At 54.3% G+C, this 16,301-nt stretch carries 15 protein-coding genes; 10 read left to right on the forward strand and 5 right to left on the reverse strand.

Features of this window, described 5'->3' with window-relative positions:
• Positions 1-45: 45 nt before the first annotated feature.
• Entirely contained in the window at positions 46-501 is a 456-nt protein-coding gene (locus IPM58_14880) for a cytochrome c (protein MBK9308325.1), read from the forward strand.
• 112 nt (positions 502-613) lie between these two features.
• Here IPM58_14880 and IPM58_14885 read toward each other — a convergent pair whose 3' ends face one another.
• Complete coding sequence (locus IPM58_14885; GenBank protein ID MBK9308326.1) at positions 614-934, reverse strand: cupin domain-containing protein; 321 nt, start codon at positions 932-934, stop codon at positions 614-616.
• A gap of 25 nt (positions 935-959) precedes the next feature.
• The gene (locus IPM58_14890; protein ID MBK9308327.1) at positions 960-1,397 is read right to left on the reverse strand and encodes a hypothetical protein; all 438 of its coding nucleotides are present in this window, start codon (positions 1,395-1,397) and stop codon (positions 960-962) included.
• A 129-nt stretch (positions 1,398-1,526) separates the two neighbouring features.
• Here IPM58_14890 and IPM58_14895 point away from each other — a divergent pair, with 129 nt between their 5' ends.
• Complete coding sequence (locus IPM58_14895) at positions 1,527-2,390, forward strand: HDOD domain-containing protein (GenBank protein MBK9308328.1); 864 nt, start codon at positions 1,527-1,529, stop codon at positions 2,388-2,390.
• Positions 2,387-3,802, forward strand: a complete 1,416-nt coding sequence (gene sthA / locus IPM58_14900; protein MBK9308329.1) for a Si-specific NAD(P)(+) transhydrogenase — start codon at positions 2,387-2,389, stop codon at positions 3,800-3,802. The genes IPM58_14895 and sthA overlap by 4 nt, the downstream gene beginning before the upstream one ends.
• 124 nt (positions 3,803-3,926) lie before the next feature.
• Here the strand turns inward: sthA and IPM58_14905 are convergent, their stop codons facing one another.
• The 3 genes from IPM58_14905 to IPM58_14915 form a co-directional block, all read right to left on the reverse strand.
• Positions 3,927-4,277: a PilZ domain-containing protein gene (locus IPM58_14905; protein MBK9308330.1), complete on the reverse strand. Its 351-nt coding sequence runs from the start codon at positions 4,275-4,277 to the stop codon at positions 3,927-3,929.
• 249 nt (positions 4,278-4,526) lie between these two features.
• Complete coding sequence (locus IPM58_14910) at positions 4,527-5,675, reverse strand: aminopeptidase P family protein (GenBank protein MBK9308331.1); 1,149 nt, start codon at positions 5,673-5,675, stop codon at positions 4,527-4,529.
• A gap of 227 nt (positions 5,676-5,902) precedes the next feature.
• Positions 5,903-9,262 carry an AsmA-like C-terminal domain-containing protein gene (locus IPM58_14915; GenBank protein ID MBK9308332.1) on the reverse strand — a complete coding sequence of 1,120 codons (3,360 nt, stop codon included), beginning with the start codon at positions 9,260-9,262 and terminating at the stop codon, positions 5,903-5,905.
• A gap of 260 nt (positions 9,263-9,522) precedes the next feature.
• On the opposite strand from IPM58_14915, the gene IPM58_14920 reads away from it, so the two are divergent.
• The 7 genes from IPM58_14920 to IPM58_14950 form a co-directional block, all read left to right on the forward strand.
• A complete protein-coding gene (locus IPM58_14920; GenBank protein ID MBK9308333.1) occupies positions 9,523-11,169 on the forward strand; it encodes an alpha-D-glucose phosphate-specific phosphoglucomutase in 1,647 nt (548 codons plus the stop codon).
• Positions 11,170-11,182: 13 nt separating this feature from the next.
• Positions 11,183-11,995: a class I SAM-dependent methyltransferase gene (locus IPM58_14925; GenBank protein MBK9308334.1), complete on the forward strand. Its 813-nt coding sequence runs from the start codon at positions 11,183-11,185 to the stop codon at positions 11,993-11,995.
• 58 nt (positions 11,996-12,053) lie between these two features.
• Entirely contained in the window at positions 12,054-12,338 is a 285-nt protein-coding gene (locus IPM58_14930) for a BrnT family toxin (GenBank protein ID MBK9308335.1), read from the forward strand.
• Positions 12,307-12,543 carry a CopG family transcriptional regulator gene (locus tag IPM58_14935; protein MBK9308336.1) on the forward strand — a complete coding sequence of 79 codons (237 nt, stop codon included), beginning with the start codon at positions 12,307-12,309 and terminating at the stop codon, positions 12,541-12,543. Before IPM58_14930 ends, IPM58_14935 begins: the two co-directional genes overlap by 32 nt.
• 1,793 nt (positions 12,544-14,336) lie before the next feature.
• On the forward strand, positions 14,337-14,912 hold the full coding sequence (locus IPM58_14940) for a transposase (protein MBK9308337.1): 576 nt from the start codon (positions 14,337-14,339) through the stop codon (positions 14,910-14,912).
• A gap of 66 nt (positions 14,913-14,978) precedes the next feature.
• On the forward strand, positions 14,979-16,043 hold the full coding sequence (locus IPM58_14945; GenBank protein ID MBK9308338.1) for a transposase: 1,065 nt from the start codon (positions 14,979-14,981) through the stop codon (positions 16,041-16,043).
• 36 nt (positions 16,044-16,079) lie between these two features.
• On the forward strand, positions 16,080-16,301 hold a 222-nt coding region (locus tag IPM58_14950; GenBank protein ID MBK9308339.1), incomplete at its 3' end, for a hypothetical protein.

The raw sequence follows: 16,301 nt of genomic DNA on the forward strand, positions 1-16,301 counted from the left end.
ATGCGAAGAGGGAACACGTTCATTACAACTAAATGGGAGGTACGAATGCGTAGAACCGTAAGTGCTTCAGTATTGATGATGGGTTGCGTCCTCATGCTTTCCGGAGGGGTTTCCTTCGCTGATGAGCCCCCATTGGCCCCGGTTCCACCTGAGTATGCTGACAAAAAAATGCCGGCCGGTGGATGGACCGATCCCAAGGCCATCGAGGAGGGCGGCAAGATTTACAGAGGCGAGTTCAAGACCGATGTCAACTGCAGCAGCTGCCACGGAGACGATGGCAAGCCTAAGAAAAAGGGTGCACGCGATCTTCGTGATCCCAAAATCGTCTGCCGGTTCTCAGATGCGTACTGGTTCTGGCGTATTTCAGAGGGAATTCCAAAAACCAAGATGAAGGGCAATAAGGGTCTTCTATCCGAAGAGCAGATCTGGCAGGTGATGGCATATGAAAACCAGTTCTCGCACGACGGGAAGCCAGCCGACCGATCCTGCTACAAGCCCTGAGGAGTGAGAGTTGTTGGGCTGAACAGGTTTTCATCAGCCCTGTACACGCAAAGGGGGAGCGGGCGCCATGCCCGCTCCCCCTTTGCCATTGGCTGAGAGTGCTTCTACTCCATCAGTCTTGGTTTGGAGCGACAAACACCAATACCTTGAGTCGCCCGCTTGTATGGTTTTTCACCCCATGTTCTTCTCCAGCTGAAGCCATCGTGCCTTGACCCGCAACAAGGATTCGCTGTTCGGCACCGACGTGAAAGGTTCCTTGCCCCTCCAACACTATATACACCTTATCTTGATCACGATGGACATGCCCTTTTTGATCTTGTCCCGGCTCGAAGCAATAAATATCACAGAAGAATCGTTCTGTTTGAAAGATATTATTCTTCTTCATCTTCTCGCTGCTGAACTGTTCCAAGTCTGTTAGCGTGACCACGTTCATCACGAATACTCCTCTAGTTTAGCAATCACGGCAAATGAGCCAGTAGCCTCCGATATGAGCGTTTCACTTCATCGAGAGCGCTGTTCATCCTTTCCCGTACCTCATTCCACTTGGCATCCGTTGTGTATTTTAGTTCGTCCAGCTTTTCTCTCACTCCGTCCTTTTTCTTCTCCAACTCGTGGAGCGACTGCTGAAGGTCTGCCCGAGTAGAATCAGAAGCTTTCTCGACCTTTTCCCGCAACTCCACAATCTGCTGCTGCATGACTGCCAGTTCTTCTTGCGCCTTCCGTTGAAAGGTCTCCTTTTGCTGAACGGTATACTGCCTGGTCGCCTCGATCGTTTCTTGAGCTTCCTTCACCACCTTTTCAGCACTCACGGCGGATTCAGCGGCCATACCGGACATTGGGCCCAACCACACACCCATCACCCCTGCTGCACCTGCGATCAACTGACTTCGATTCATATTTTCCTCACAAAGCCGCTGAAGTATAGTCTGCCACATTCCTAAAGTCACGACCGCTAAACTTTCTCCCCATATCAACCGAAAAGGGTAGTCGGAACCGAACTCCCCGCATTCGAGAGGCTCGTTGCTATGGCATCGGAAATAGGATCTGCAACTTCCCCGGTTGAACGGCTTGAACAGTCGTTGGTTCAGAAAATCGAGACCGGAGATATTGAACTCCCCCTCCTTCCGCAAGCAGCCAGTCAAGTGATGGCGTTGGCGTCAGATCCAGCCGCCGATGCCGCCAAGCTCTCAGCCTTGATTCATCAAGACCAAGCCCTCGCTGCACATGTGTTGCGGATTGCTAACTCTCCAGCCTATATGCCTCGTAGCCCCGTCGTCTCTCTTCAGCATGCGGTAGCCATGTTGGGTATGACCTTGTTGTCAGAGATAGCCTTTACTGCTTCTCTCAAATCTGGTGCGTTTAAAGTTCCAGGGCATGAGGATGAAGTAAGGCGACTCTGGCGTCATTCTCTAGCGAGTGGAGCGTTCGCGAAGGAAGTGGCCAGACTCAGACGTGTCAACGTCGAAAGTGCCTACCTCTGCGGTCTGTTGCACGAAATCGGGAAGCCGGTCGTCTTGCAGACAGCAACTACACTCGCCCAGACCCACGGTCTCTCTATTGAAACATTGGTCTTGCAGGGATGGATCGACGGCTATCATTCCCGTGTCGGTACTCTCATTGCAGAAAAATGGGCTTTGCCCAAACAAGTCGCAACGGCTATCCAATACTATGACAATTACGATCATGCCGATTCCTTTCGACAGGAATGTCTGCTCACATGCACCTCCGACCGACTAGCAAGTCATGTACTCACACCCGAGGAGATGCCTGATGAGACGCTTCGTGCCGAACCGGTCTTTGCTGAATTGAACCTGTATCCTAACGACATTGATCAGCTACTGGCCATGAAAGACCATGTCCTGGCGATCGTGAATGCGCTCAATTTATGAGTACATCCGTTACATACGATATTATCGTCATCGGAGCCGGTCCCGCCGGCCAAAAAGCGGCAGTCCAAGGGGCCAAGGCCGGCAAACATGTTGCCTTAATTGAACGAGAACGAGGCATCGGCGGAAGTTGCGTGTATCGCGGAACGATTCCTAGCAAGACATTACGGGAAAGTGCGCTCCATCTTGATCAACTCAAGCGGGCTGGCGAAGCCCTCCAATTTACCCTCAAACCCGACACTCAGATTGCAACACTCTTGAGTCGGCTCGAAAATGTAGTTCGAGCGCATGACTCCTTCATGAGTCAACAGCTCCGACGGAACGGCATTTCCTTGCTTCATGGACGAGCCCACTTTCTGAGCGAGCACATCATCGAGATGCAAACTGTCGACGGGGCACGGCAACAACTCACGGCCGACACCATCATCATCGCTACCGGATCACGCCCCAGAGCTCCCAAAGAGATTCCAATCGACCATGAACACATTCTGGACAGCGATTCCCTCCTTTCCATGATGTACCTCCCACAGTCTCTGGCAGTCCTTGGTGGTGGAGTGATCGCGTGTGAATATGGGTCGATTTTTTCCCTCCTTGGTGTGGAAGTCACCCTGATCGACCGTGCTCAGTACCCCTTGCAATTCATGGATCGCGAACTTGTCAAACAGTTCGTGCAGAGTTTTGAACGCCAGGGAGGCCGATACCTCGGGGGAAGGGAAATTACAGAGGTTCGCTGGGACAATGTGGCCCATGTCGTCACTCGATTGAGCGACGGGACCACAATCAAAAGCGAGAAAATGCTCGTCGCCCTGGGTCGGCAATCGAACGTCGAGGACTTAAATCTCTCGGCAGCCAAAATCAGCGTCTCGGAGAAAGGTCTCATTCCCACAAATCAATACTGCCAGACGGATATCGCCCACATTTATGCGGTTGGCGATATGGCGGTGGGCCCCGCTCTCGCCTCAAAGGCAATGGAAGAAGGTCGGCGAGCCGTTCGCCACGCCTTGAACCTCCCAGTCGGCGATGCTGCGTCAACAATCCCTATGGGTATCTATACGATTCCGGAAATGGCCAGCATTGGGCTTGATGAGAAGAGCGCTCGGGAGCGATATAAAGACCCTCTGATCGGGCGAGCGAAGTTTGAAGAAGTGGCTCGCGCCCAAATATCCGGGGCCGGCCACGGGTTACTGAAGATGGTCGCTGATCCTGAAGGAGAGCATCTTCTGGGCGTCCAGGTCGTCGGAGATTCTGCAACAGAGCTGGTACATATCGGACAGTTGGCGCTTCAAAGCTCTGCCACAATTGAATCGTTTATCGACAACATCTTCAATTTCCCGACCTATGCAGAAGCCTACCGAATTGCCGCCCTCGACATTCTAGGGCAGGTTGCAAAGCGACGAGCGGCCAAAGCAGCGTAGCACAAACTCCCTTCTCGCCTCGCGATCTGAAGCTCATGCCACACCTACAGTACGTGTTGGACGCCTCACGTCCTTATGCCAGCGCTCCGTGGAAGATTACTCGTCGAGAGGCATAGCCAAAACATCATGCGACTTCGGTGTCTTCGTGATGTCGTTGGAACGGATGCACCTTTAACTCTCTGATCATGTGGTGGAGCCTGGCCCATTCATCTGGACTGAGGTTGACGAATTCGCACCCAAAACTGCCTGCTCGACACCAACGCACAACCGCCTGGGAAATGTGAATGGGTGGTTCGTGATCAGATGCATGGATGCGCAGTTGGAGGGCCGTCCCAGGCTTCACTTCAACAAGGCTGAAGACACGGCAGCCTCGGACGGAAAGATCGTTAAGGGTGCCGTCGCCGGATACAACATTTGCCGAGCTAAATGAACTTCGAAAGACAACCGGAAACCGAGTATCTTTTCGTTGTTCCATGAATGCGACCTTACAATGGTAAGTGCCTACCTTGTATATCGCCGATCACACGCAATCCCGCTACTGTTTTTTCGATTTTTGCACGATCGATGAAGTCGACAACTCCAGATGGATTCATGTCGGAAGTCTCTTCCGATTCGCCATGGCCACATCGACTCAACCGGGAATACGACAGGATACCCGCACGCGAACTATGAAGCGAACGGAGAGTGGGACAGCTAGTAATCTAACCGCGGGGGAAGTCTGCGGCTAGTCGAGTTCAAACACCTTCGGGAAGTTGGTGAGGTTTCGGCAGCCATCCTTCGTCACCAAGACCATGTCTTCGATTCGCACGGCTCCCAGTCCGGGGTAGTATAACCCTGGCTCAACGGTGACAACGTGGCCTTCCTGAAGAAGCGACCCGGTTCGGCTGATGCGTGGCGCTTCGTGTATATCGAGTCCTACCCCATGCCCCGTGCCATGAAAATAGCCTTGCATCCGTCCGTTGATCAAACCAGTCTTGTATCCAGCCTTTTCAAAACGTGAGCAAATGCCTTGATGAATCTTAATCCCATCGGCGCCGTCTTTGATCTTCGTGATCGCCTCTTCTTGGGCGTCCTTCACAATGCCGTACAACCGCTTCAACTCAGGCGAGACAGTCCCACGAATCACGGTGCGAGACATGTCCGCAAAATAGCGGCTTGTTGCGGATCGGGGGAAGACATCAAAAATGATGCTGCGATGGGCCGGTAACGGTCCACTGCCCTCGTCGTGCGGATCACAGGCCTGTTCGCCTCCCGCAACGATCGTGTGCTGTGCTACGCAGTTGCGTTCCATGAGTTTCACATTGATCAGCTGCTTAACCCGTTCAGACGTTAAGACCGCTCCATCACTCCAGAGCGCTCCCTCCCGGATGGTTGCCCGGCGGAGCAGGTCGTGGGCTGAGGCGACGGCTTCTTCAGTGGCGCGTTGGGATAGCTCAATATGTTGCACTTCTTCCGCGCTTTTCATCACACGCTGTTCATAAAACGGATCACGCTTCGGCTTGAGGCTGTACCCTAATTCCTGTAAACGTGTGGCGTAGATAAAAGGAAAATTGGCGGGTACCAGTAACCGACGGACTTTTAGTTCTTTTAAGACCACGTGCACCACATCGATCGTCAGCGGCTGTTTAATCCCTTGTCTCTTGGCCTTCCGCTCGATCTCAGAATAGGACAGCACGCGATCCACAGTAGCCTGAGTTTTGGCGCGATCCATCTCAAGATCGCTCATGACCATCATCCGCTCGCCTTTCACTTCTAGATAGATAAACGGATCGGGGGCGATGAATCGTGTCGCATAGTAGAGATTAGAATCGTACTCGCTGGCAGCGATGAACAGCGTCGCTGCTTCTGTATGAGAGGCTGTGGTGCGTTTCATCGGAGGGTGACCGGAATAAGGATAATCAGAGTGATCTCATACTCAAATTGAAGCTCGCGGCATGGCCATGTGCCCATTCCTGATACATCACAACCTATGCAGTGAGATGGCCTGATGGCCTTCACGGTGTGGAACTAAGACCAGCCAACATCGTCAGCATCCGGGAGGTGATGCTAGCATGGGGGCAGGGGTTGGTCAACAACAGTTCGGTTAGCGATCGACGTCGGTCATGGAATGGCAGGAGCCGGTGAGATCGACATATCCCTTGGCTTCACCTCAGTTTCTTCATCAGGTGCCACGAGATCGATCGGAAGCGTTAGAGTGTTGGTGAGGACATCCACGGCGAGTTCGGCCAATCCTGATAGACCGGATGCAAAAGATTTCACGGGGAGATAAGTCACCTCAGGATCTTCGATCGCTCCCTTCGCGGTGAACATTGCAGTCGCGATCCCCTTTCGTTCTCCCGCGATTACACGACCGAAGAGCGGAATGGTCTTGAGAAATTGCGAATAGGACCCAAACGGACTCACCGCCACGGCGAGATCCAGCTGATCAGTCGGTAAGTCATAATTCCCGGCAGCCGTAATCCGTAAAATCGGGCTATCGAGGATCAGATTGTCTGTCTGAAACATGCCATGCTGAATCTCAACGGTTGCCGTAATTCGGTTGTATGGCAATCCTTCCTTTTCCAGATCAACCTTCCCTTGCAACACCGCAGGCACGTTCAGAAGGCTGATGATTTTCCATATCGCCCGCTCATTCGATTTAAGAACACGCCCATTTTCCAGCAGAACTTCGATTTTCCCATCCAATGAAGGATAGATACCATGAGGATTGCGTCCGTGCCCACGAACCACTCCGCTCAAGCGCGTCTCCCCAGACACACCATGAACCTGTGTCTTCGTCAGTCGCAAGAGATCATCAAACTCCACACCGGTTGCTCTAAACGACAGGTCGACTTCTGCTGGGGCCTTGGGAGGGAGCCGTACCACAAGTCGCCCAGCTACGTGACCATGACTAGACGCCCCTGACAAACGGTCGATATCAAGCACGCCATCCTGAATATTGATCCGAGCGGACAGCCCCGTAAACTTCATCTGTCTGTAGTGCCCCCTCGCCACAGACGCAGTCATCGTGACTTGACTGGTCTCCGCCAAGCCTTCGAGGAATTCCCTTACCGGCGATCGCTCACCCTTTGGAATCACAAGGCTCAAATCGAGTTGGTCCGATTCGATCTTGCCGGCAATCGTGGGCTTCCCTAACCAGTTTCGAACCGTGGCTTCCAGAGCAAGATCGCTGCCTTGCAGCTTGAATGAGAGCCGCTTGAGGTCAACCTCATTCCGGGCAAACCGGACGCGAGCATAGAGATCCTGGAGATGGCCGTCGACCCCACTCACAGCCATCATCCCGTTCGTCACTCCCATCCATCCCGTGACTCTCCATGCCTTCCAGTCTGTTCCTTTGCCTTTAATATCAAGCGAAAGATCGAGATTTCCTGCTTCAAGCCCGGCTTTGGCAATCCATTCCGGTAAACTCGACATCGACAGGCCTCTGGTCGTGATCGCCATATTAATCAGAAAGCGATCACCAAGATGCATGGATCCCTTCGCAGGGATGGTGAGTCTAGGCAAGACAAGCTCCACCCGATCCAATGTCACGCCGCTTCGAGGAGGCAGGATGCCATCAAACTCCACAGTGGCGCGCGCTCCAATGGGTTTCTCCAGTGAACCAAGGACCACTTTCGCCTCATCGAATACGAGTGACCCTCGAATCTGTGGTTTCACTGTCGACCCTGATAAGACCACCGTCGAGCTCAGCGTTCCTTCTAGCGTCCCCTGCCCAACAGCTGCGGATCTGAACAGCCGCTCCAACTGAGACGCATCGCCTCGTCCACTGATGATAAAATCTTGGAAGAGACTCGTCGTCCCACCCGTAATCATCCCTTGGACTTGCAGAGCAGTGTTCCCAAGGTGTCCAACCACTTGCTCAAATTGAGCGGATCCCCCCTCCAAGATGAACCGCCCCTGGATCCCGGTCAACCGCTCCGGCAACGCCCTATGACTGAGACTCACTTGCCGAGCCGTAATTTCCCCGCCGTCGAAAACGATCTTCTCGACCTGATCCAAGGGACCGACGAGACGAAAGGTTGCCTCTGCCGTTCCTTCAGGATCGTGAATACCAGCAATGATCTTTTGAACAGGCTCCATCTTGACGGTCTTGCTAAGAAATTCCACCAAGGGTGCTGCGGCCATTTCGCCTGTCACCTCCAGCGCCAGCGCTGGGCCTTTCTCTAGAAACGACACGTCGGCCTTTCCGTCGGTAAGGCGCATCGCTCCATAGGCTCCGTTCATTTTCGCGATACGCACACGTCCCGTCTCCACCATGACCACCGCCGCCAAGTCTCTGACGGGCGTTCGGTCGCGTCCAATGACAGCTTGCCCGTCCCAAACATTAAACTCCCCTGTGGTCGACACTTGCGGCCCTGTCGTCGTGGACCCGGTTAGCGTCGCATGAACCGCCTGCACCTTGCCGTCGACCTGGTGATCCGCCAAGAGAGCCGGGAGTTGCGGTGAAATCCAATCAGGAGGAATGGTGTGGACCAGCTTGCGAACCGAGACTGGAGCGCTAGCGAATGTGACGGAAAAGGTGGGTTGAGGAGTCAACAGCCCGGCCAAATTCGCGTGGCCGGTCAGAGCAATGTCGCTTAACCTCGCAGTCATCTCGGATAACACCATGTCATATCCGGCGACCCCCGGCATGACTCGAACCATACTCTTGAGGTTCAAGGCACCCTGGAGCTGATCAGAAACAGGTCTGGGTCCTAGGAAGTCCGCTGCATCACGAATCTTCAGGTCCACTGCATCGATCTGCCCGTCAAATTGATACCCCGATGGCGATGTTCCCGCGGCCTCCCCCGTCAACGACACAGGAATGTCCGCAGGTTTGACGACGCCGTTGAGCGAGACCACCGAGACCCCTTGTGTGCCTTGATGACTAACCGATGCATGCACTTCCCCAAGTTCCTGGCCGGGCCGTATCACGAGACCAAACTTCACATGCTCAAGCTTGATCGACCGGATTCCATCAGGCCGTGCTGCATCAACAACCGTGATCGTACCGTTCTCGATTTGGGCCTCTGTGATTCTGAACGTCCTAGCCATCACGTTCATCGTTCCGAGGTCGGCTTCAGTCTGGTTGTCTCCCTTATCGAAAATATTCCAGCGGTCCCCTTCATTCCGCCTGAGAGTCAACGTCGGTTCATCGATCAGCAATCGTTTGCCGACGATTTTCTTTTTCAGGAGTGGCCAGAGACGCAGAACAAGATCGACCCGTTTTGCAGTCAACACCTCCTGTTCCGATTGCGGATCATGGATTGTAATATTGAAAAGTTCCGCACGAATGCTAGGGAAGAAGACAAGTCTGACACGGTGCACGTCGATTTTTCGACCCAGACTCTCCTCGAGTTGATCAAGAACAAAGTCTTTGAGATAGTCCTGGCCGGTCAACTCTCGTGAAAAAGCAAGAAAAGAACCGACTAATACCACCAGACTGAGGACAATCAACAGACCCAGTCGAAAACGAGACACACCACCCCCCTCGGTACTACCTATAGTCCTTCATGGCATCTTACCGGATCAATCAGATGAAATCTATCAACTCACCGATCTACAAGGGCTTTCTCAACAAACGGCCTCACCCATCGCCATTGACTTTGAGTTGGCTTTGATCGGACCAGACGCTACAGCATCATCATGATCTTCGTACAGTCAAAAGATCGACTCCATTCGGGTTTCCTCAACTCTTTAAGAGTTGACAAGGACCAAACGAGAGATCTACACCTGTGTCTATGAGCCTTCATTCACACGCAGGACAGCCCGCCCCCTCGTCAGTCCTCGCCGACATAGGGAAGCTCTTATCTCTGTATTCGACGGAGAAACCGGACACCTCGGATCGAGGACAACGTGTCGCTTTCGGCACCTCAGGCCATCGAGGTTCCTCCCTGAAACGCAGCTTCAATGAGAGTCATATCGTCGCCATTACGCAAGCCGTCTGCGAATACCGAACGACCCAGCACACGACCGGTCCACTGTATTTAGGCAAGGATACGCACGCACTATCTGATCCAGCCTTTGTGACCGCTCTGGAAGTCCTCGCAGCGAATGGTGCCGAGGTCATGATCGATCAGAACGACGGATACACACCGACCCCGGTCATCTCCCATGCGATCCTCACCTACAATCGTGGCCGAACCTCAGGCCTGGCCGATGGCATCGTCATAACCCCCTCACACAATCCACCCGAAGACGGCGGTATCAAATACAACCCACCTCATGGAGGGCCGGCTGATACCCAGGTCACGAAGTGGATTGAAGAGAGGGCGAACACTCTTTTGACGAACAACCTCCACGGATGTAACCGGCTTCCAATCAGGCAAGCCACGCAGGCCTCGACAACCCATCGGCATGCCTACATTGACGCCTACGTGAATGACCTGGCGACAATCATCGAGATGGACATCCTCAAGACTGCTGGACTGAAGCTTGGCATCGATCCACTAGGCGGATCCGGTGTGGGCTACTGGCAGCCGATTGCCGAGCGATATGGATTGACTCTCGAGATCGTCAATCCATCGGTCGACCCGACCTTTCGCTTTATGCCACTGGATTGGGACGGCAAGATCCGAATGGACTGTTCATCCCCCTATGCCATGGCAAACCTCATCGCACTCAAAGATCGCTTTCATGTGGCGTTTGGGAACGATGCGGACAACGACCGACATGGAATCGTCACTCGTTCCGGTCTGATGAACCCGAATCATTACCTTGCCGTTTCGATTGCCTACCTTTTCGCCAACCGTTCCGGCTGGAATCCAACTGCCGGGATCGGCAAGACGTTAGTCAGCAGCAGCCTCATCGACCGAGTCGCTACAAAACTGAACCGGAAACTGGTGGAAGTACCCGTGGGCTTTAAGTGGTTTGTGAGCGGCCTGCTTGACGGGTCACTCGGCTTCGGCGGCGAAGAAAGCGCCGGCGCTTCGTTTGTACGCCGTGATGGAACCGTGTGGTCCACGGACAAAGACGGTATCATCATGAACCTGCTGGCTGCCGAAATGATGGCCAAAACCGGACGTGATCCATCTGAGTTATACCGAGACCTCACCAAGGAATTAGGCGAACCCGTCTATGAACGGATCGATGCACCAGCCACACCCGAGCAAAAACTCATCCTCTCGAAGCTCTCACCCGATCAAGTCAAAGCCAAGGAGTTGGCCGGTGATAGGATCATCGCCATGCTCACCAAAGCCTCCGGCAACGGTGCAGCAATCGGTGGTCTAAAGGTCGTAACCGAGAACGGCTGGTTTGCCGCCAGACCATCTGGAACGGAAGACGTGTATAAACTCTACGCAGAAAGTTTCAAAGGGAAAGAGCATCTGAAGAAGATTCAAGAAGAGGCTCGAGCAATCGTTTCCAGCGCACTGGCCTCAGCGCCATGATGCCCCTTTTGTCATGAACACACACAGACCCCGCTGGACCCTTCCCAAGCATGATTATTGGTCCACGCCCTTTGCCGAATCGTTGTTGCAACATCTCGACCTTCGAGCAGATCTGAAAATCCTCGATATCGCCTCCGGCCATGGCATCCCGGCCTTCTACCTCGCAGAGCAGGTGGGGCCCGCTGGTGCCGTGCGGGCCATCGATATCAGTGCCGGCCAAGTCGCCCGCGCGAGAGCTATCCAAGGATCGCACCTGCCATGGCTTCATTTCGAGTGTGCGGACATGCGCGCACTGCCACCGGATCTGCCGATGTCTGACCGCATCACCGGGAACCTCTCCGTCATGTTCTTCCGCCCCCATCGGTTCGAGGGCGTTCGTGAACTCGTCGAACGGCTCAACCCAGGAGGCCAACTCGTCCTGACCTTTCCATCCTATGGAACGTTTGATTCATTGTGGCAGCGAGTCGATCATGCAATGGTCCGGCAGGGACTAACGAACGAGCAAGAGCGATTTCACTCCTATTTGAACGAACGACCATCAGCACAGGATGGACGAGGGTGGCTTGGGAAACTCGACCTCGAACGAGTCGAGGTAATGGAATATCCTCTCGAAGTTGAAACTGGTCCGGGGCAAGAATTTCTCTATCACCCGCTCTTGCGCGGCGGCTTTCTCGATGACGTGTATGAGTGCTTTGAGGACCAGTCCGTCGCCGATCGGTTCATGATCGACATCGCTCAAGACATTACGCTATTCACCCCCCTGATCGCGCAACGCTGTGTACTCTCAGGATGGAAGCGGACTGCCTCTGCTGATTGCCAAGGTTGAGCACCGAATCCTCCTGGATTGACGATCGACTCTCTACTGGTATATTTTCTATACCAGGATGGATTTCGAATTCGATGCAGCGAAGAGCACGGCCAACCGTGAAAAACACGGAATTGATTTTATCGAGGCCCAACAACTGTGGGAAGACGAGGACCGGCTCGAAATCCCAGCTCGAACAGAAGACGAACCCCGGTACGTGCTCATTGCGGCCCTCAAGCAAAAGCTCTGGTCGGCCTTTCTCACCTATCGGACGAGACGCATTCGGTTGATTTCGGTCCGAAGAGCCAGAGAAGAAGAAAGGGAGCTCTACCATGAAAGCCAAGCATCTCGAGAAGATGTTTGACGAGGGAAAAGACGTAACACCTCATCTTGACCTCTCGAAGGCACGCCGCCCTGGACATGAGCAGAGACGAGTGAACGTCGATTTTCCTAGCTGGATCATCGATTCACTAGACGCTCAGGCAAGCCGACTTGGAGTCACGAGACAATCAGTAATCAAGCTGTGGATCGCCGAGCGACTGAAAGAGGAACAGAAGAAGGCAAGTTGAGCGCCTGCGTCCTAGGCCTGATCACCGGTCACGCGCCATAAAGGCGCTAACGGTCATACCCCACCCGTACCTCCCTTGTCTCCCAGTGAAGTCCCCTGCTAAAAGTATGGCCAGGTTGTAGCCTGAACGGGCTCGCCTCCAGCACCGTGCCGAGGGAGGCAGCCGGCGGATTTGCGACTGGGTTGAGCAGCAGGGCAATCGACGATGGCCATTCATCAATGCACCGCGCAAGCCGGCTAGCAGGGCCTGGCTGATCTGCTCGCGAAGGCCGAAGCCGGGGACGAAATCCACCTCGAACCGGGCACCTATCACGGCACGGCCACCTTATCCCTCCCTTCCAGCGTACAGATCATCGGGACTGAAGGCGTCATCCTCCGTCAAGATGGCGAAGGACCGATACTTGCCATCACGGGCTCAAATTGTCAGCTCTCCAAGATCGGCTTCAGTAGCACTAGAAAAGAACAAATCTGTGTGCAGATCACCGATGCGAAGCGGGTGCTGGTGTCGGAATGCCTGTGCGATGGGGGAGGAGTCGCTCGTGCTGCCATCTTCGTCGAGCGGTCAGAACAAATCACGATTCAGTCTTGTACCGCAAGAGGTTTTCGAAACAGCATCGTACTCGCTTCTTCACATGGAGAAGTGACTTATTTAGATGGGAGGAGTTTGATGAAATTGAGTGACAAGAGAGGAAAGGAAGAGTTTAACAGAAGAGTGGGTTGTATGCGAGGTTCAAAGGATTGTGAATTGTTACGTGGGGGGGAGCAGGAGGAGGGGAAAGAGATTGAAGAGAATGGTTGGAGAAGTGTAAGCAGGAGCGAATTTTAAAGTGCGGTTTCGCGAAGGATCAGAGATAGCAGGAAGAGTTTGGGAGCCTTACGTATTTTGAGGATAGTGGGGAAATGATGTTACGAAGTCAACTACGGGAGTAGATGGAGAAACAGGTTGAAGAAGTGGTGATGGAGTGGGGCAAGGTGACGAAGTGGGTATATGGTTGAGAGGGGCGGAGATTGATAATGGAGGGAGAATTGTCCTGTTTTATAGTCGGTGCAGGCACGATTAAGGGAGCTGGCTGAGCAAGCGAGAGGCGTAAGAACGATCCCAGGGCGGTTGAATTCGAGCGGCACAAGCCGGAGAATACCAGGCCGATGGTGAGTACGGCCTATTCGTAGACAAAGAATTGTTGGGACAAGGGGTCGAGATTTTTGAGTCAAGGTGATGTTATGGATAACCGAGACGAAGAGCAGGAATTGAGTGTTCTAACGGCACGACGGATAACTGGTATAAGTCAGCTGAGTAAGCGAGGGAGTGCGTAACATCCGATCAGGATCAAAGTGGTCGGCAATCGCTGCCATGACAATGCGGCAGGGATCGTCTTCTTCAGCAGCACCGGCCGCGTGGAAGCCAATGAGTGCTGGGGCAATACAGCACAACGAGGTTTTGCCTGAGTACGGATCAGAGGTCGTCGTTCATGCCCATCGAACCTTTCCAAGCCAGTCGCACGAAGAACTACGGAAATCGAGGCTTCTCCTTCATCCACTGGGAGCGTGGCTTACCAACCCCTTGGTCATCAACCACCCGTCCGCCGAAATCTTAGCCGACTTTCTCCATTCCGGCGGATGTCCCGACTGCTTTACACACTGCTGGACTGGTAGCACCCAAACCGCGCCGACTCCACCATCCCCAGAGACACCGACAGTCGTGCCCGCCGACGATCGCATTCGCACCTATGAGGGCGTGTAAGCTTAACTGTGTAACTGGTTATCATGCTTCTTCTAGAGAGGAGGGAGGATTTGATGACCAAGCCAGACACGAAAACGGATGCGTTGTTGGATGACTTGTTGCAAAGCTGTGAGTCTCCAGAAGAAATTCTTGGTGAACATGGATTACTGAAGGGCCTCACGAAACGGTTGGTGGAACGAGCGCTGGCCGCTGAATTGACCACCCATCTTGGGTATGCGCCTCATGCCCGCTTGCCGTCGAAAGGAGACAATGCTCGGAATGGCAGTAGTCCGAAGACGGTCCAGACCGAGCAAGGCCCGGTCGACTTGGCGGTGCCGCGCGATCGGGCGGGCACGTGTGAACCCACGGTGGTCAAGAAACGGCAGCGGCGGCTCGACGGCTTTGACGACAAGGTGTTGGCGCTCTATGCGCATGGGATGACCACGCGTGAGATTCAACACCATCTGGAAGAAGTGTATGGGACGGAGGTCTCCCCCACGCTCATTTCCACGATTACGGATGCGGTGTTGGAGGATGTGCGCCGGTGGCAGAGCCGGCCCTTGGAGACCGTCTATCCCATTCTCTATGTTGATTGTGTATTCGTGAAGTCTCGGCACGACGGAGCCGGCAAGACGAAAGCCGTCTATTGAAATATCTTGTTGAGAATGGGCCCCTCTACCGCGCTAGAGTCGCAGGCCACTTAAAGGAGGGACTACATGCCGACTATTTCGACCAAGGAACTGACGACACTGAAGATCGCCAAACGTTATCATCACAATATCAAGAGTCGTTTCGCCATCGTGACCTACGCCACCGAACATGGGATCAAAGGGGCCGCCCGGCGGTTTGGCTTGGATCGGAAGACGATCCGCGCCTGGTGTCGCCGCTGGCAGACCGCGGGGCTTGTGGGTCTGGTGCCGCGCTATCCCTCGATCCGGGCACGGCGGATTGCCGAGTCAACTGTGGCGTTGATTGAGCACGCCCGCCGCGATCTCGAGTATGGGGCAGTCCGTACCCGCATTTGGCTTGAACGTGTCCATCGGATTCGGGTCGCCGCCGCCACGATTCGCCGCATCTGTCAGCGGCTCGGGTATCCGCCCCTCAGCCGGAAGCCTCAACGGCGTCCGCGACAACTGACCCTCTTTAGTCGCGAGCGGCCTGGAGACTGTGTGCAGGTGGACGTCAAAGAGGTCAGAGTGGGTGGTACCAAGTGTTTCCAATACACCGCCATTGATGACTGTACCCGCTATCGGATCCTCCGCCTCTATCCCCGGAAAAATCAGCAGACCAGCCACCTGTTCTTCAGCACCCTTCGGGCGGCGCTCCCGTTTCCAATCCAGAAACTGCAGGTTGATAACGGCACCGAGTTCCCACTCGCCTTTGCCCTCACGGTGCAACAGGCGGGGATGCGGCTGCGCTACATCAAGCCGCGGTGTCCAGAGCAGAACGGCAAAGTCGAACGCAGTCATCGCGTGGATGAGGAAGAATTCTGGAGCCGCTCGACCTTCGAGAGTTTCACGCCAGCCGCCGAGGCCCTCCTGGCTTGGGAGCGACGCTATAATCACGAGCGCTTCTCTATGGCCCTGAGTGGCCTCACCCCGGCCGAGAAACTCGCCACGTTCACGGCCGTCTCATCCCCGCTTCCATCAGGAACCATCTTTCCAAATCCTGTTTCTCCCCTGACCGCTACTATGGATCGACACCAGATTGTCGCTCCTGAGCCCACTGTGCCATCCGATTTGTCTCACAACCAGAACCGAACCATGGGGGCCACTTCTTGACAAGTCATTACAAATGCGCTCAAGCCGTACCTAACCGTGCTGAGACTCGATACCGCTATCACGCAGCTGGACCCCACGACATCTGAACCCTGTATCGAGCGGGGTGCAGCCCTCCTGCCGGTGAAGGCGGCTGGAAACACCCAGCTCCAGTGGGTCGGTCGTGGCGGGTATCGGCGAGCACTCGCCGACCTGGTCCGGCAATGGTATGCCTATTGTGCCACGCACATGCCCGACACTGTGTTGCAACCGGCTGAATCA

Source organism: Nitrospira sp., from assembly GCA_016715825.1.
Lineage (GTDB): Bacteria > Nitrospirota > Nitrospiria > Nitrospirales > Nitrospiraceae > Nitrospira_D.